This window comes from Flavobacterium sp. AC274 (assembly GCF_979258275.1).
This window is the reverse complement of sequence record NZ_OZ409852.1, coordinates 2,659,464-2,675,839: the sequence shown is the minus strand read 5'-3', so window position 1 is coordinate 2,675,839 and position 16,376 is coordinate 2,659,464. Positions and strand designations below refer to the sequence as shown.

At 34.6% G+C, this 16,376-nt stretch carries 10 protein-coding genes; 4 read left to right on the top strand and 6 right to left on the bottom strand.

The features are described from left to right. Nucleotides 1-5: 5 nt before the first annotated feature. Together ACZZZT_RS12230 and ACZZZT_RS12225 are read right to left on the bottom strand one after the other, a co-directional pair. Nucleotides 6-1,184, bottom strand: coding sequence for a TonB-dependent receptor domain-containing protein (locus ACZZZT_RS12230; RefSeq protein WP_463460562.1), 1,179 nt, complete (start codon nt 1,182-1,184; stop codon nt 6-8). Continuing rightward, the gene (locus tag ACZZZT_RS12225) at nt 1,163-2,947 is read right to left on the bottom strand and encodes a SusC/RagA family TonB-linked outer membrane protein (RefSeq protein ID WP_463460561.1); all 1,785 of its coding nucleotides are present in this window, start codon (nt 2,945-2,947) and stop codon (nt 1,163-1,165) included. Before ACZZZT_RS12225 ends, ACZZZT_RS12230 begins: the two co-directional genes overlap by 22 nt. 1,236 nt (nt 2,948-4,183) lie before the next feature. Between ACZZZT_RS12225 and ACZZZT_RS12220 the strand changes: the two genes are divergently transcribed. From ACZZZT_RS12220 to ACZZZT_RS12205, 4 genes are read left to right on the top strand one after another with little or no spacing between them, the layout of a single operon-like run. Continuing rightward, on the top strand, nt 4,184-5,647 hold the full coding sequence (locus ACZZZT_RS12220; RefSeq protein ID WP_463460560.1) for a ligand-binding sensor domain-containing protein: 1,464 nt from the start codon (nt 4,184-4,186) through the stop codon (nt 5,645-5,647). Next, nucleotides 5,554-5,931 (top strand): two-component regulator propeller domain-containing protein, encoded by a 378-nt coding sequence (locus ACZZZT_RS12215; RefSeq protein ID WP_463460559.1) that lies wholly within the window; start codon nt 5,554-5,556, stop codon nt 5,929-5,931. Before ACZZZT_RS12220 ends, ACZZZT_RS12215 begins: the two co-directional genes overlap by 94 nt. After that, nucleotides 5,889-6,140 carry a hypothetical protein gene (locus ACZZZT_RS12210; protein ID WP_463462420.1) on the top strand — a complete coding sequence of 84 codons (252 nt, stop codon included), beginning with the start codon at nt 5,889-5,891 and terminating at the stop codon, nt 6,138-6,140. Before ACZZZT_RS12215 ends, ACZZZT_RS12210 begins: the two co-directional genes overlap by 43 nt. A gap of 5 nt (nt 6,141-6,145) precedes the next feature. Next, nucleotides 6,146-8,251, top strand: a complete 2,106-nt coding sequence (locus tag ACZZZT_RS12205; RefSeq protein ID WP_463460558.1) for a hybrid sensor histidine kinase/response regulator transcription factor — start codon at nt 6,146-6,148, stop codon at nt 8,249-8,251. A gap of 424 nt (nt 8,252-8,675) precedes the next feature. Here the strand turns inward: ACZZZT_RS12205 and ACZZZT_RS12200 are convergent, their stop codons facing one another. The 4 genes from ACZZZT_RS12200 to ACZZZT_RS12185 form a co-directional block, all read right to left on the bottom strand. Next, nucleotides 8,676-11,114: a glycoside hydrolase family 95 protein gene (locus tag ACZZZT_RS12200; RefSeq protein WP_463460557.1), complete on the bottom strand. Its 2,439-nt coding sequence runs from the start codon at nt 11,112-11,114 to the stop codon at nt 8,676-8,678. 74 nt (nt 11,115-11,188) lie between these two features. Beyond that, nucleotides 11,189-13,165, bottom strand: coding sequence for an alpha-L-arabinofuranosidase C-terminal domain-containing protein (locus ACZZZT_RS12195; protein ID WP_463460556.1), 1,977 nt, complete (start codon nt 13,163-13,165; stop codon nt 11,189-11,191). Between the two features lie 21 nt (nt 13,166-13,186). After that, on the bottom strand, nt 13,187-14,626 hold the full coding sequence (locus ACZZZT_RS12190) for a glycoside hydrolase family 28 protein (RefSeq protein ID WP_463460555.1): 1,440 nt from the start codon (nt 14,624-14,626) through the stop codon (nt 13,187-13,189). 214 nt (nt 14,627-14,840) lie between these two features. After that, nucleotides 14,841-16,370, bottom strand: a complete 1,530-nt coding sequence (locus ACZZZT_RS12185; protein WP_463460554.1) for a glycoside hydrolase family 28 protein — start codon at nt 16,368-16,370, stop codon at nt 14,841-14,843. Between the last annotated feature and the right edge of the window lie 6 nt (nt 16,371-16,376).

Genomic DNA, 16,376 nt, shown 5'->3' with positions numbered 1-16,376 from the left:
CGTAATTAAAATTTAAGATTAAGACCAAATAAGATGGATCGTTGTCTTGGATAAATCGTTTTGTCTACACCATTGTTGGTAATTTCAGGATCTAAACCACTGTATTTTGTAATAACAAAAACGTTCTGAACTCCTGTTGATATTCTTAACGATGCTTTACTGTTTAACCAGTTGTTCAAAGTGTATCCTAACGTAACATTGTCCATTTTTAAGAAAGAAGCATTCTCTATATAAAGATCTGACAATACAACATTTGAAGTAGTTTGAAAATTAGTTTCTGTTATCTGAGACGGAACATTACTTAAAACCCCTCCGTTTTCCATAGCATCATATTGTGCTCTGCTGGCGTCTACGGCATTATAAATTCGGTTACCAATACTGGCTCTTAAATTAAATGAAAAATCGAATTTTTTATAATTCATGTTAGATGCAAATCCTAATGTAAAATCAGGATCCGGATTATTATAGATATATTTATCAGCATCATTTCTGATATTATCTCCATTTAAATCTGCAAAAGCGCCTTCAATTGGTTTTCCTTCGTTGTTGTATAATTGTTTGTATACGTAAAAAGAATAAGGAGTATAACCTTCTCTGAAAATTTGTCCCGGAGTTCCTGTTCCTGCAATGTTGTCTCCTAAAAAGATATCGCTTCCGTTTACCAGATTTTTGATTCTTCTTTCAAATTTAGAGACATTAAAATTCATATTCCAATTGAAATTTTCTGTTTTTACAGCATTAGCATTAATCGTAAACTCGACACCTTTTGTGGTAAAACTCCCTACGTTTTGGTACACGCGGTTAGAGAAATTACTACCATCAGATATTGCTGCATTTACCAATAAATCTTTAGATTCTTTGTAATAAACATCAAGTCCGGCAGATAAGCGATTGTTTAAAAAACCAAAATCAAGACCTGCATTGTATGAAGTGGTTTCTTCCCATTTCAAATTGTTTGTTCTTTTTGAAGGAAGTGCAACCGGAATTGGGCTTTCGCCGAAGTAGTATTCAGAATTTCCACCGCCAAGCTGGTATTTTTGCAAATATCCGTTTGGCTCAGGAATATCCTGTTGTCCTGTAATACCATAACTTAATCTTAATTTTAAGTCAGATAATGTGTTATTATCTTTAAAGAAATCTTCTTTGATTTTCCATGCAAAAGCTACGGATGGGAAATTCCCCAACGATTTGCTTCTTCAAATCTTGAAGAACCATCTCTTCTGTAAGACAGCGTTAATAAATATTTATCTCTAAAATTTAAATTTGTTCTGGCAAAGAATCCTAATAAAACAACATCTGTATCCAAAGTAGTTTCAGGATATGTTGATGGCAAATCGGGATTTAGGATATTACCTGTTTCAAATTTTGAGCTTTGAAATTTTTGATACGAATAACCGCCTGTCATTTCAAAAACAAGTGAGTTAAAAGTTTTGTTATAAACTAAATAAGTATCTAATAATTTATTTTTTCTGGTTGCTTCTGTATATTCATTTGTCCCGTACGGAATGTTGTTGTTAGACGGAGCAGAACCGGCATCAGCACCAACCAATCTTCTTCTGTCTCCATTCGATTCATCATAACCAACATTTACAACCGCTCTTAAAGCAGGTAAAAAATGGAATTTATAATCAATTTCAAAATTTCCGAAAATTCTGTCATTTGTTCCTCTGTCGTTTGTATTCAACAATTGCGAAACAGGATTTCTTGCTGCAGTCGATACTAACGGATAATTTCCGTTGGCGTCTACACCTGTAGTATATTCAAAATAACCTCCGTAAGGCGCACCATCCACTTTTATGGGCTGCGTTGGGTCAAAACCAATGGCCGATCCTTCAACAGCATCTGTAAATCTGTTTATTTCGTTTGTATAATTGGCCGAAAGTCGCAATTTTAAATGATTGTCAAGAAAAGTTGGATTCATTACTAAACCAACGGTGTTTCTTTTAAAATTATTGGTTAAACGCAATCCCTGCTGATCTGTATTTCCCAAAGTTAAACTCGTTGGAATGATATTGAATAAACTTCCTCTCACGGCTAAACTTTGATCTACCGTTCCGGTATTTCTGTAAATTGCTTTTTGCCAATCTGTATTTGCAGTTCCCAGTTTATCCAGATCATCGCTTCTTCTGTCTGCAATAACGCCTCTAAATTCATCTGCACTTAAAACATCAACCGTTTTAATCAGTGTACCCGCAGCATATTGCACATTATAATCTACAGATAATGTTTTGCTTCCTTTTTTGGTGGTAATAATAATAACACCATTTGACGCGCGTGAACCGTAAATCGCAGACGCCGAAGCATCTTTTAAAACCGTAATAGATTCTACGGTTGCAGGATTTAAAGAAGCCAAAAAGGAAGAGGCTCCTGTATTTGTAGTATTATCAAGCGGTAATCCATCGATGACAATAAGAGGATCGTTACTTGCAAAAAGTGAACTTCCTCCTCGAATTCTAATTTGAGAACTAGACCCCGGAGCACCAGTTGAATTTACGGTTAAACCAGCTACTCTTCCGTTAAGCAGATTTTCTGTAGTAATATTATTTCCTTTGTTAAAGTCTTTAGTAGAAAGTGCAGTAACAGATCCGGTAGCATCTTTCTTTTTAACGCTTCCGTAACCTACCTGAACAACAACTTCTTTTAGTTGATTATTATCTTCTTCAAGAGAAACAGTTATGTTTTTTTGTCCGGCAACTGCGATAGTCTGAGTGGTATAACCTGTATACGAAAACGTAATTTTACTATCCGCTTTTACTCCGGATAATTGAAATTTTCCATCAAAGTCGGTCGATGTACTACTATTTGTTCCAGATACTTTTATGTTTACTCCTGGTATGGGCTGCTTTGTCCCTTTTTCCAGGACAACACCGCTAATCGTGTTTTGAGCCAAAACACAAAAAGGAAGCAAGAATAATAAAAGTAAAAATTTGGTTTTAATTATTTTCATACTTTTTTAATTGGGTTGGTTTAAGTTAGATTTTATTAATTAAGTGTGGTCATAAAATGATTGCAGAGATATATAATTTTTAAAGAAACAAGACTTGTTTTTTAAAATTATTTCTTAAGAATTATAACCTGCCTTGCTAAGTAAGCTTATTCACTTTTTAGAATAAGGAAAGTTTTCCTGGTGAATTTTCTTTGGAATGTTGGTCATGTTTAAAGTGTTTTTGGTTAAGATAATTGGTTAGTTTGTTTTCATTGACTTGCTATGAACAAAAAAATAAAATAAGATTACTCAAACGTTATAGCTTATCAACTCACTCTGCAAATTAAGTACAGAGCCAGATATTAAGACAGGGAAAAATTCATTTATAAAAGGGGACAATTTCGTAAAAAGTGTGCATATGACACTTTATAAAAACATATTCTGTATTTTTTTGCTGTAAAAAAATGATAATATAAATAATTAACAGGTAAAATAAGAGATTTAGTAATTGATTAAGCTACTGTTCTTTTTATCACTATGACATCAAAAACAGCTTAAAAATTCTTAAAATCTTATTTTTAAAATTAAGTTAAGCTTTTAGAAAATAAAATTATTGCAAATAAAATCCGCTTTTATCTGCGTTTTTACGAAGTAAATCTATTTTATCCGCGTCAAAATTAGACGCTGATTTTACTGATTCGCTAAAGCGAAAACGCTGATAAAAACGGATTTTTCTAATTAAAATCTATGCGATGCTTCGGCAATGTCATTAAGTTACTTTTTTACAAAATAAAATTATTGCAAATAAAATCCGTTCTTATCCGCGTTTTTACGAAGTAAATCTGTTTTATCCGCGTTAAAATTAGACGCTGATTTTACTGATTCGCTAAAGCTAAAACGCTGATAAAAAACGGATTTTTCTAATTATTTTCCTGATTAAACTGTAGTAATTTTATAGATTTCAGCTTAACCAATGACATTCTGCTTCGGGACTATGTGTGAGAAACTAGTTTCTTTTTTGATTTACTTTTTTCAAAATCATTAAATCTATGTTTCTATGTGTTAGAAAAAATTGCGCCCAACAGGTAATCACTATCTAAAAAACCAGTAGTGTTTTTAAACATTACATAATAATTGTTTTAATTTCGCAAAGTATACAGATTTCAAATATATTCACATAAAAATTGATCCCGCATTTAGATCACATCTCTTCTATTTTTCGTATATCAAAGAGCAACATGCTTTATAAAAAAATCTATGAATAAGTTAACGTTCTTTCTTGTTATTAGTGTTTTGCATATAAATGCATTTGGACAGAATTACCCGATAAGACATCTTGATATTTCATTAGGACTTTCGAACAATTCTGTTGCTTCTATATATCAGGATCAAAATGGCTATATGTGGTTTGGAACTTTTGATGGATTAAACCGATATGACGGAAATGATTTTAAGATTTACCGCCATATTCATACCGATCCAAATTCGATTCAGGGAAATGCCATTAGCTGTATTGAAGGTGACTTTGAAAACAATTTGTGGGTAGGAACAACTGCGGGACCAGTGGTTTTTAATGCAGAACGATCTTCTTTTAGTCCGCTGCAATATTATGATACGAATAAAAAAATAAAACCTTTAAACGTTACCGCTTACGAAATCATTGCGGTACATTCTCTACATCTCATTCTTGTCGCTACAAAAGAGGCAATCGTTCTTTATAAGGAAGGTGAGAAAATTGGAACGGCAATCCCCTTCAACGGAAAATTAAATTATATCGCAAGATCAATAGCTTATAATGCAAAAAAACAAATCTTCTACGTTTTTATAACAGGAACCGGACTTTGTCAGTACGATATTAAATCCGAAAAACTAACGCTTCTCAACAATACAATTACAGGTGCAAATTGCATTAAACTAACAAATGAAGGTCTCTGGATTGGATCAGACGAAGGGGCGTATATATATAATGACAATCTGAATAGTTATTCTAAAAATTACTTTCTTGAAAAAACAGTCGTACGCGATTTTTTTCAGCAGGAAAACAGACTCTGGATTGCTACCGACGGTGCAGGACTTTACACCATTACAAAAAATCAAACTGCTCCAATTTTATATCGTGCCAGCGGTCCGGTTTCATTGCTTAACAGTAAATCTTTGTATGATATATTCCAAAGCAAAACCGGAGAAATGTGGTTTGGAACCCTGCGTGGCGGCGTAAGCATGATGGGGGAAAAACCGCTCGATTTTAATCATTTTAAAAGCAAAGATCCAGTAACCAATAAAGAAGACGAAGATCCTGCCGCAAACTTCATGCTTTCTTTCTGCGAAGATGAAAAGAAAAATATCTGGATTGGTACTGATGGCGCCGGAATGCGATACTGGAACAGAAAACAAAATACCTACGACGTTTACTCCACAGCTTCATCTGCCGGCAAAAAGATTCAGAGCAATTTTGTTACAAGTATTGTCAAGGATGCTGATAATGCCATTTGGGTGGCGATGTGGAAAGGCGGAGTCTGCCGAATCGATCCCAAATCAAAAGCAATTCAAAATTTCTCCATTTATAATCAGTTTACTAAAAAAGCAGAACAAGAATCGTGGCTGCTGTTTTTAGATTCAAAAAAACGTTGTGGCTTGCTGTTACTAACGGCGGAGCGCTATATCAACTGGATAGAAAACAAAATAAATTCATTTGCTACAGTAATACTTTGCGCGATGTAACTTGCCTTTACGAAACCAAAGACGGAAAAATCTGGGGCGGAACTTTCAATTCTTTTTTTGAAATAGATCCAAAAACCAAAAAAGTAAAAAACTACCATTCAGATTATACTATCAGATGTATAACCGAAGATCAAAACAAAAATCTCTGGATTGGTACTGTCGAAGGCGGTCTGCTTTTTTCAACCCAAAAACAGGCACTTCTAAAAAATACACGACTCAAAACGGCCTTTCGAGCAATACAATCCTTCGCCTTCTGGAAGATAAAAAAGGAGATTTATGGATGAGTACGTATCACGGAATTTCGAGATTGAACCCCAAGAACAATACTTTTAGAAATTTTGGCGTTTCTGATGGGCTTCAGGGCAGTCAATTTAGCTGGAATGCAGGTACAGAACTTTCAACGGGAGAATTTATTTTTGGCGGTATAAACGGATTCAATGTTTTTGATCCTGACAATATAAAAGACAAAAAAATACGGGCAAATTTTTATTGAATGATTTGCTGGTAAACAATCAGCCTTTAAAATTAGACAGTCCTTATATCACAGAAAAAAAACTCGAAATGATAAGCGGTGCCGAACTTCCTTATGAAAAATCGGCATTGAGTTTTGATTTTGTTTATCTTGATTATGTCAATTCCGAAAAAATTAACACCGCTTACTTTCTCGAAGGCTGGGACAAAGACTGGAACTATACTTCAAAAAACAACCGAGCAAATTATTCCAGATTAACAGAAGGAACGTATGTTTTTAAAGTAAAAACAACCGATGTTTTTGGAAATTGGACCAATGAAGTAACATTAGCAACCGTAAAAATCCTTCCGCCATGGTACAGAACATGGTGGGCTTATACTTTTTATCTAATCGCTGCTATTGGTGCAATTTATGCATACGTAGGTTATCATAAAAATAAGGAAAGACTTCGCTATGAAATAAAACTGACCCGAATGGAGCATAAAAAAGACAAGGAACATGCCGAAAAGCAGTTTTCTATGTTTACTTATATGGCTCATGAACTGCGCACTCCCCTATCTTTAATTATAAATCCGCTAAAAAGTGCAATCGACAGAAAAACCCGTTCTGAAGATGATCTCGATCTGAATCTTGCCTATAAAAATGCCAAAAGATTATTGAGTCTTACGGATCAGTTGCTGTTGTTTAGAAAAGCCGAAACAGATCTTGATGAACTCAAAATTTCTAAGATTAATTTAAACAGTTTGTGCCGTGAAATCTATGACAGCTTTACGCAAATGGCAGCCGTTAAAAGTTTAAATTATCAGTTTATTGAAGAAGAAACACCGGCCGAAATATATGGAGATTATGAAAAAATAGAGATTACGCTTTTTAATTTAATCTCCAATGCTTTCAAATTCACGCCAAATAAAGGAACTATAAGTATTGAAATTATCGAGAATACTGCCGATGTTTCGATTATTATATCGGACACCGGAAGCGGAATTGATGAGAGTGATATTGATACTATTTTTGAAGAATTCAAGCAAGGTCATTCTAAAGCCAGCAATGGTTTTGGAATAGGTCTTTATGTTGCCAAATATTTTGTGACTAAACATCACGGCGAGATAAAATGTAAAAGCGAATTAGGAAAAGGCACTTCGTTTACTATTACGCTTCCAAAAGGGAAAAGTCATTTTGCACAAATGAGCATCAATGAAAATCATCCACAAATGTCACCGCTTGTTGGTGAACTTCTGGAAGGAATGCCGGCAGACAATCAAAACACAGCTAAAAGTGACGATCAACCCTCAAATCCTGAAACGATACAGTCAGCATTAATCAGTACAAAAAAAGTGCTCCTTATTGTTGAAGATAATCCGGAAATGAATCATTATCTGGTACAGCTTTTCACCAAAAACTATATTGTGTATTCGGCAGCAAATGGACTCGAAGGATTAAAACTTGTCGAAAAACACATGCCTGATATTGTACTAAGCGATATTTCTATGGAAGGCATGAACGGTTTGGATTTATGTAAAAAAATCAAACAGAATGATGATTTAAGCCATATTCCGGTGATACTTCTCACAGCTACAACCAGCAATGATATTCATTTGCAAAGCATTACCGAAGGTGCAGACGATTATGTTACCAAGCCTTTTGACAGTGATATACTTCTGGCGCGTGTAGATGCTGTTCTTCGAAACAGAGGACAATTACGCAAGTATTTCTTAGACAGTATTACACTTCGTGAAAATGTCAATAAAGTTCCCGTTGAATACAAAGAATTTCTTGATAAATGTATCGAAATCGTCGAGGCCAATCTTGAAAACAGCGAATTTAATTTAAAGAGTTTTTCTGCTGCCATGGGCATGAGCCATTCAAGTCTTTACAAAAAGATTAAAGCAATTTCCGGACAAACCGTAAATGTTTTTATCAGATCTATCAGGATCCGCAGAGCCGCAGTAATTATGCTTACCGAAAATATTAACATCGCGCAGGTTGGCCCTCAGGTTGGTATCGAAGATCAGCGTTATTTCCGTCAACAGTTCGTAAAATTGTTTGGGATGAAACCTTCAGAATATATCAAAAAATATAGAAATTCTTTTAATAAGGAATTGAATATTATTCAGAAAAGAGATATTACGTAATTAATTCAAGTTGCTAATTAATCTGTAGTCCCTACGGGACAAAAAATGGCACAAATAATTGATTTCTACCAATATGTAATCTCTCCGAGATATTTTTTATTACTCCGTTAGGAGTTAAATATTACATAATTAATTCAGGTTGCTAGTTAATAAGTGTAGTCCCTACGGGACAAAAAATGGCACAAATAAATTGATTTCTACTAATATGTAATCTCTCCGAGATATTTTTTATTACTCCGTTAGGAATTAAATATTGGTAGAATTAACAAAAGTCACACTCTGGAAATATCCCGTAGGGATTATATTTTTTTACAACCAATTTATTTATTAAATTGTTAAACTGGTAACTTGAATTAATTAGAAAAATGCTTTCTCGTTTTTCATTTTTTAAACTATAATTAATTATTTAACTGAAACAGAAAGCCTATTTGGATGATACTATACTATATGAAATTCCCTTTTTAGTTTCAAATACTGCAGAATAACCTATAGACGATTTCTCACTTTTGATATTAAGCTTTTCAATTACAAATGGTACTGCAGCTCTTACCGAACATTTACCGCCATTATTGGATATAATTGTTGCTTGGGTCATTTTACCATCATTCCACTTTATCGCTACAGTAAAATTACCTTTTGCCGTAATACCTTTTATTTCGCCGTCTGTCCAGGCATCAGGAAGAGCGGGAAGCAGATGAATTTCTTTATTCTGACTTTGCATTAACATCTCAATAACGCCTGCAGTCCCGGCAAAATTTCCATCTATTTGAAAAGGCGGATGAGCATCAAAAAGATTCGGATAACAACCTCCATGTCTGCTGTATTTTGGGTCATTATCTTTTGTTAGTCTTAATTGATTTTTGAACAATTTATAAGCATGATTTCCATCTAAAAGTCTTGCCCACATATTTACTTTCCACGCTAGGCTCCAGCCGGTACCATCATCACCGCGAAGTTCTAATGTTTTCTTTGCAGCTTCAGCTAATTGCGGAGTTTTTAACGGCGAAATTAAATTAGCAGGATGTAAAGCATATAAATGAGAAGTATGCCTGTGATGCGGATCTTCATCTTCAAAATCTTTATACCATTCCTGAAGCTGTCCTTTACTGCCAATTTGAAAAGGAAGTAATTTGTCTGCCGCCTGGCTTACAGTTTGTCTGAATTCTAAATCAGTATTGAGCACTTTAGAGGCTTCGATGGTATTTTCAAATAAATCTTTTATGATTCCAATATCCATCGTCGAAGCAGTCGTGACAACACCTCCTTTTTTTCCATCATAAAAATATTTGTTTTCCGGTGATGTCGAAGGCATGGTTACCAGATAACCATTTTTGTCTTTTTGCAGCCAGTCTAAACTAAATTCTGCCGCACCTTTTATTATTGGATATACTTTTTTAAGATATGCCACATCGCCTGTATATTGGTAATGTTCCCATAAATGTCTGCTTAACCAATTGGCGCCCATGTACCAATTTGCCCACATTGGATCTCCTTTTCCAAAATCACCAACCGGATTTGTTGTTGCCCATATATCCGAGTTATGATGCAAGACCCATCCGTTGGCATGATAATAACTTTTGGCAGTTTCGGCTCCGGTTACAGAAACGTTTTTGATAAATTCGTCAAGCGGAAAAAACAATTCAGATAAACTTCCTGATTCTACAGGCCAGTAATTCATTTGTAAATTAATGTTTGTGGTGTAATTACTGCTCCAGGGAGCGCGAAGTTTATTGTTCCAAATGCCTTGCAAATTGGCTGGCGTATTGTGTGTGCGGGAAGATGAAATTAAAAGATAACGTCCGTATTGAAAAAATAAAGCTTCAAGTCCGGCATCTTTTTCTCCTTTCGCATATTGTTCTAATCTTGTATCTGTAGGCAAATTAGATTTATTGGTTTCTTTTTGATTAAGTTGTAATGAAACTCTATTAAAGAAATTTTGAAAATCTGCAACATGTTCTTTTAATAAACTATCATATTTTTTACCAACAACTTTTTTAATTGGACTTTCTGCCAATTTATGTTCGTCTTTTCCCTGACTGTCCGGGCATTTATCAAATCCATTGAAACTCGTTGCTGCTGAAACAAAAAGTAATACTTCAGATGCATTTTTAATCACTAGTTTGTTTCCATCAGAACTTACTTCTCCATCTTTTATAATTGGTTTTATAATCAATTCAAAACGCATTCCTCTACAGCCTGCTACATCATCATAAATAACAGGTTCTTTATTGTAATCAATATAATTTGGGTCTGAATGAGATGGTGCTTTTCCGTTTAAAACCAACGACTGATTTTGTATTGTTTTTTGATTTCTTAAAAGGCTTGAAGCATCAATTGTAAGAGAAAGTTTTTTTAACTGATCTGCCGAAAGTTTAATAACAATACATTGTGCCGGTGCCGAAGCAAAAATTTCTCTTTTATAATTTACGCCGTCAATTTTAAAATTGGTTACTGCTAAACCTGTTTCAATATCAAGACTTCTGTTATAAGAATCCGCTTTTTGTCCGTTAAAATTCTGATTTAAAATAAGATCTCCCAACGGCATAAAACTTTCGCTGTAAGCACCCTGCATATTTTTAGTCAAATTATAAGCTTTTTCAAAATCTTCATTCGTTAATGCTTCCCTAATCTGCGCCAGATTTTTAAAAGCATCCGGATTCACATTTTTCTGTACTGGTCCACCGCTCCACAAAGTAGCTTCATTCAACTGAATTAATTCAGAATCTACCCTTCCAAAAACCATTGCGCCCAGAGTTCCATTTCCTATAGGAAGCGCTTCTGTCCATTCGACAGCGGGTTTATCGTATTGAAGTTTTAAATTTTGTGCATAACACGAAAATCCAGTAATTACAGCAATAAGCACAAAGACCTTTTTAAAAAAATGATAAAGCATGGTATTTTTCAATTAATAATTTACAATCGACAATTTACAATTAATTAATTCATTTTGAGTTTTAAAACAGTTACCGAATAAGCCGGAAGATTTAATTGCTGATTTCCTTTTGTTATTTTGTATTCGCTTTGTTTTGGAGTTATCTTTTTCGGATCTGCAAAAGTATTTTCATCTTGTGGATTTGAACTTACAAGTCTAATGATTGTTCCTTTTGATCCTAATTTAGCTCCTTTTAAATCAAGACTAACATCTTGTGCAGATTCGGATGTATTTACCAATTTTACAATTATTTCTTTGCTGTTTGCATCTTTTACTGCCGAAGCATATAAACTATTTTGTCCCGTTAAAGCTTTTCCATCTTTGGTAATACTTAACAAATCAGTTCCTTTATTAGTTGAAAATAACTGCTGTACATAATAGTTTGCCGAACCGTAAGATTGTAAATTATTGAACCAAATCATATCAGGAGTCCACTGCCAGGCATCTTCGTGCGCCATCAAAGGTGCGTAAGATGTTAAATGAACTACTTCTGCATTTCTTTCTAAACCAGTCATAAAAGCGGCTTCAGAAAAAGCACATTCCCAATTATTTCTGTTGTTCGGATTTGCGCCTGAAACACTTTGTGCTGCATATTCTCCTGCAAATATTTTTGGGCCTTTTCTGTCATAATTATCATAACGCCCGGCGTTTTCTCTAAACCATTTCGGGCTTTCATAATAATGTTCGTCTACCAATTCTGCATTCAGTTTTTTAAGTTCCTGCATAGCAAAATCAAAATGTTCGCCTGCAGGAGAAGGACCGCTTCCTGAAACAATTATGATATTTGGATATTTTGCCTTAATTGCTTTTTCAAAAACTTTGTATCTGTCAATGTAATCTGGTCCCCATTGCTCGTTTCCAACTCCAATATATTTTAGATTAAATGGTTTTGGATGTCCCATATCGGAACGGATTTTCCCCCAAGTCGTCGTGACAGCACCATTGGCAAATTCAATTAAATCCAAAGCATCCTGCACATAAGGATCCAGTTCGTTTATAGGTGCCAATTCTCCTGTATTATACTGGCAGGCCATTCCACAGCTTAAAATCGGCAATGGTTCTGCTCCAATATCTTCTGAAAGTTGGAAATACTCAAAAAATCCTAAACCAAAACTTTGAAAATAATCGGGAGTTTGTTTATGGTTGAATTCTACATTCCAGCGGTTCATCTTTGTCTCTCTATTGTCTACATTTCCAACTGATTTTTTCCATTGGTATCGATCTGACAATGTTCTTCCTTCAACAATACAACCTCCGGGAAAACGTAAAAATCCAGGTTTCATATCATATAAAAGCTGCACCAAATCTTTACGAAGTCCGTTTTTTCTGTTCTTCCAGGTATCTTCCGGAAACAGTGAAACCATATCTAAATCTATCGTTCCTGTTCCTTCAAAAGTTATTTTCAGCTTTGCTTTTGCTTCGGTTTGAGTCGCTGTAATTTGCGATGTATAATTCGTCCATTGATCAGATTTTGGAACAATGTTCGTTTCTCCAATCACTTTTTGGTCTTTATCAATAAGCTGAATAATAATCTTTTTAATCGCTAAATTGTGATTGGTTGCTTTTAATGAAAGATTATATTTTGCCTCCTTTTTGACTCCCATTCCCCTGAAACCTTCATTTATTAAAACGTAACCTTTTGCATTATTAATTTCTACTCTGCAAAAAACTGTATTGCTTGCCTCAAGTTTAATTGGTGCTGCACTACCCGATTCCTTATTCAAAGAAGATCTTTTGGTATTGGGCTGTTCCCATCCCATCAAAGGTTTATCAAATTCAAAAGACCTGTTTTTAATCAATTCAGCATATAATCCTCCATCTGCAGCAAAATTGATGTCTTCAAAAAACAAACCGAACATCGTAGGCTGGATTTTAGTAATGGTTTTTGTGGCATCAACTTCTAAAATTGTTTTTTGAGCATTTACATAAAAACTGCTTAAAAGCATACAAATGGTGAATGTTCTAAGGATATTATTTTTCATAATTTTTTGGAATGGAAGGAATTATTTTTTTACTGCCTCTAATTTAGCAGGAAAAGCTGATTGTCCGTCTAAATTTGTTACAATTAAATCATCAACATTTTTACTTTCGATCGCATATTTAAAATATTCCGGTTTATTTTTTCCCCATTGTACGGTACAATTCTGCACTTTGATACGTTCTGCCGAATCAAAATAAAATCCCGAAGTACTTCCTTTTACAAAACCTTCTACATTAGAGGGACGTCTGTCATATACTCCGCCAGGAAAAGTGGTCGTTTTATCAATAAAAACACTCACATTATCAAAAACAATGTTCTTGATTTTATCTTTAGATTCGCCGCTTACAAACACACCATTTTCTCCTGTACACTGAATATTAGAAAAATAGATATTTTTTATTTCGCCTACTTTTCCTTCTGTAGCTCCTTTTGGAAAACGCCAGTTGGCATCTTTATGATTTCCTTTTGCTCTGCTAAAAGCCGTTACATAAATGGGTTCTGCTTTTCCCCACCAGGTATCTGTCGTTAATTTACCTTCGATAATAATATTAGAAAAAATAACATCGCTTACTGTTCCTTCATCTCTATTTTGAATTCCCAACGCGCGATTGCTGTTTTTAATGATACAATTATTGAAAACCACTTGTCTGATGGCGTCCATGTTTTCTGAACCAATTTTAATGGCACAGCTGCTGCTCGTCATGGTGCAATTGGTCACAGTAATATTTTCGCAGGCTCCAAATTCTTCAAATTCTCTTCTGTTTTTCAAACAAATACAATCATCGCCGCTTTCAATATAACAATCGCTGATTCTCACATTTTTCGAATGATCCAAATCGATACCGTCACTATTACGCACTTTTAAGCTGTTCAACAAAGTAATACCGCTAATTACAACATCATTACAGCCAACCAAATGAATGGTCCAGTAAGCCGAATTTCCGATATGAACATCTTTGATTCTGATATTTTTTCCGCCAATAATGGTCAATACATGTGGTCGTGGATCAAGTACGTTAAAAGGTTTCAATACATACGAATCTTCCAGTTCTTCACCCATAAAAGAAATTCCGTTTCCATCTATTTTGCCGCTTCCGCTAATGGTAAAATCCTCCACGTTTTCTCCTCCAATCCAAATCGTTCCTTCTCCGGGATTGGTTCTGAAAGCGCTTTTGGTGTATAATTTTTCATCCGGACTTGCTAATAATTTCGCTCCGGCTTCGATATGAAGATCTACTTTGGATTTTACATCAATTGGTCCGGCTAAAAAGGTAAACGGTGCCGGAATTAAAACTCTTCCGCCCGTTTTAGTGCAGGCATCAATTGCTTTTTGAATGGCCGCCGCATCATTAGTTTTTCCGTCTCCTTTTGCTCCGTATTTTTTAATGTCGTAAACATTCTGCGCCGAAACGGTTAACGAAAGACAAAAAATTAGGATCGCGATTATAGATTTCTTTTTCATTTCATTTTATTTATTAAAAACCTTGTTTAAAATAGTACTCAAAGTTTTTGGTTTATTTTTTAATCTCGTAAAGTCGCAGCGTTTTTTGTTTCACGCAGATTCTACAGATTTTAGCAGATTAAATTAGATTAAAAAAAATCTCCAAAATCTGCTTAAATCTTTTTTAAATCTGCGTGAAAAAAACTTTGCGCCTTAGAGCCTTTGTGGCAAAATTTCAATGCGCAGGCAATTCAAATTTATTTTGTTCTGGTTCTATTTTTCTTTTTAAAGATTCACTGTCTAAATTGCTTGATGAAACATCTTTAAAAATAATCTGGTTAGTTTTGTCTGAAGGAATATCAATAGCTTTCATCGTAAGATTTTTTACATCATCAAAAACAAAGGCAGGACGAAAATCTTCTTTTTCCAAAATCAGTTTTATATTCTTCATTTCGATTCCGTTTACGTGACGCACATAAAATCCCCAAGAAGGCAATTCTCCAAACATGGAAAATTCGGGATAACCGTTTATGTTTTCTTTTACATCTTTTAATCGGCTTAAAGGATGATACGCCATTCCTTTTGAAGCTCTTCCCGGATAGGTAATTTCAATATTTTCTAAAGTCACATTTTCTATCAAATGCCCCGGAATTCCCACAATAGAAGCCGGAAACGGATTATGGAAATAATCAACTTCTGGTCCGCGCAAATCATAATCAATATCAGGACGACCAAAAGGAACCTGTACTTTTATATTTTTAATAGATACATTTTTGATATAACCCGGCTTATCTCCATTTCTGTGGCCTAAACGAATTAATATCGCATTTCCTGTATTTACGGCCGTAATATTTGAAACTTTAATATTCTCAATCTCGGCTCCATCCACAGATTCAATTGCGATTGCCGATCTAAAAGTATCATAGACTTCGATATTCTCGATAGTTACGTTTTTGAAACTGCCGTAAGAACCTGTACCAAATTTAACTGCATTGGCACTTGATCTAATCCTGCAGTTTGCAATGTAAATATTATTATTCTGCAAACCTGGTGACTCCGATTTTAGACAAATTCCATCATCTGCTGCGTTTACATTGCAGTTTGTAATTCGAACATTTTCACATCCGTTAACATCAATTCCATCATTGTTCCAATAAGCGGTACTATTGACTTTCATAGCATCGATTACAATATTTTTGCATTCGGTAAAACACTGCACCCAGCCCGGACTGTTTTTTAATGTGATATTGATCATCGTTATAGAATCGCATTTTACAAACGAAATCAGTTTTCCTCTTCCGTCTTCAGGACGCATTCTTCTGTAATTGTATTTGGGATCAACTCGAACTCCTGTATGATGCAGACTATCAATTGCTAATGCCAGTTCTCTACCTTGTCCGTCTATAATTCCTTTTCCATTTACGGCAATATTTTTTGCTTCATTGGCTACAATCAAAGCTCTTATTCCTTCAAATTTAGGATAATCATCCGGATTGGTGCTTCCTAACAAAACTGCTCCTTCTTCAAAAAACAATTCAACTTCGCTTTTCAATACTATGCTTCCAGATAGAAATTTTCCTTTAGAAAAAACAACTCTTCCGCCATTATTTTTGTTGGCCGCATCAATCGCTTTTTGAATGGCTTTTGTATTTAAAGTTTTTCCATCTCCTACGGCGCCATATTTTTTAATGTCAAATATCTTTTGCGCCGAAACGGTTAAGGAAATACAGAAAATTAGGATCGCAATTATAGATTTATTTTTCATTACTTT

What these genes read in the sequence shown, in the direction of transcription:
- ACZZZT_RS12190 (WP_463460555.1), bottom strand. Translation starts at nt 14,626, where the DNA reads ATGAAAAAGAAATCTATAATCGCGATCCTAATTTTTTGTCTTTCGTTA.
- ACZZZT_RS12225 (WP_463460561.1), bottom strand. Translation starts at nt 2,947, where the DNA reads ATGAAAATAATTAAAACCAAATTTTTACTTTTATTATTCTTGCTTCCT.
- ACZZZT_RS12220 (WP_463460560.1), top strand. Translation starts at nt 4,184, where the DNA reads ATGAATAAGTTAACGTTCTTTCTTGTTATTAGTGTTTTGCATATAAAT.
- ACZZZT_RS12195 (WP_463460556.1), bottom strand. Translation starts at nt 13,165, where the DNA reads ATGAAAAATAATATCCTTAGAACATTCACCATTTGTATGCTTTTAAGC.
- ACZZZT_RS12185 (WP_463460554.1), bottom strand. Translation starts at nt 16,370, where the DNA reads ATGAAAAATAAATCTATAATTGCGATCCTAATTTTCTGTATTTCCTTA.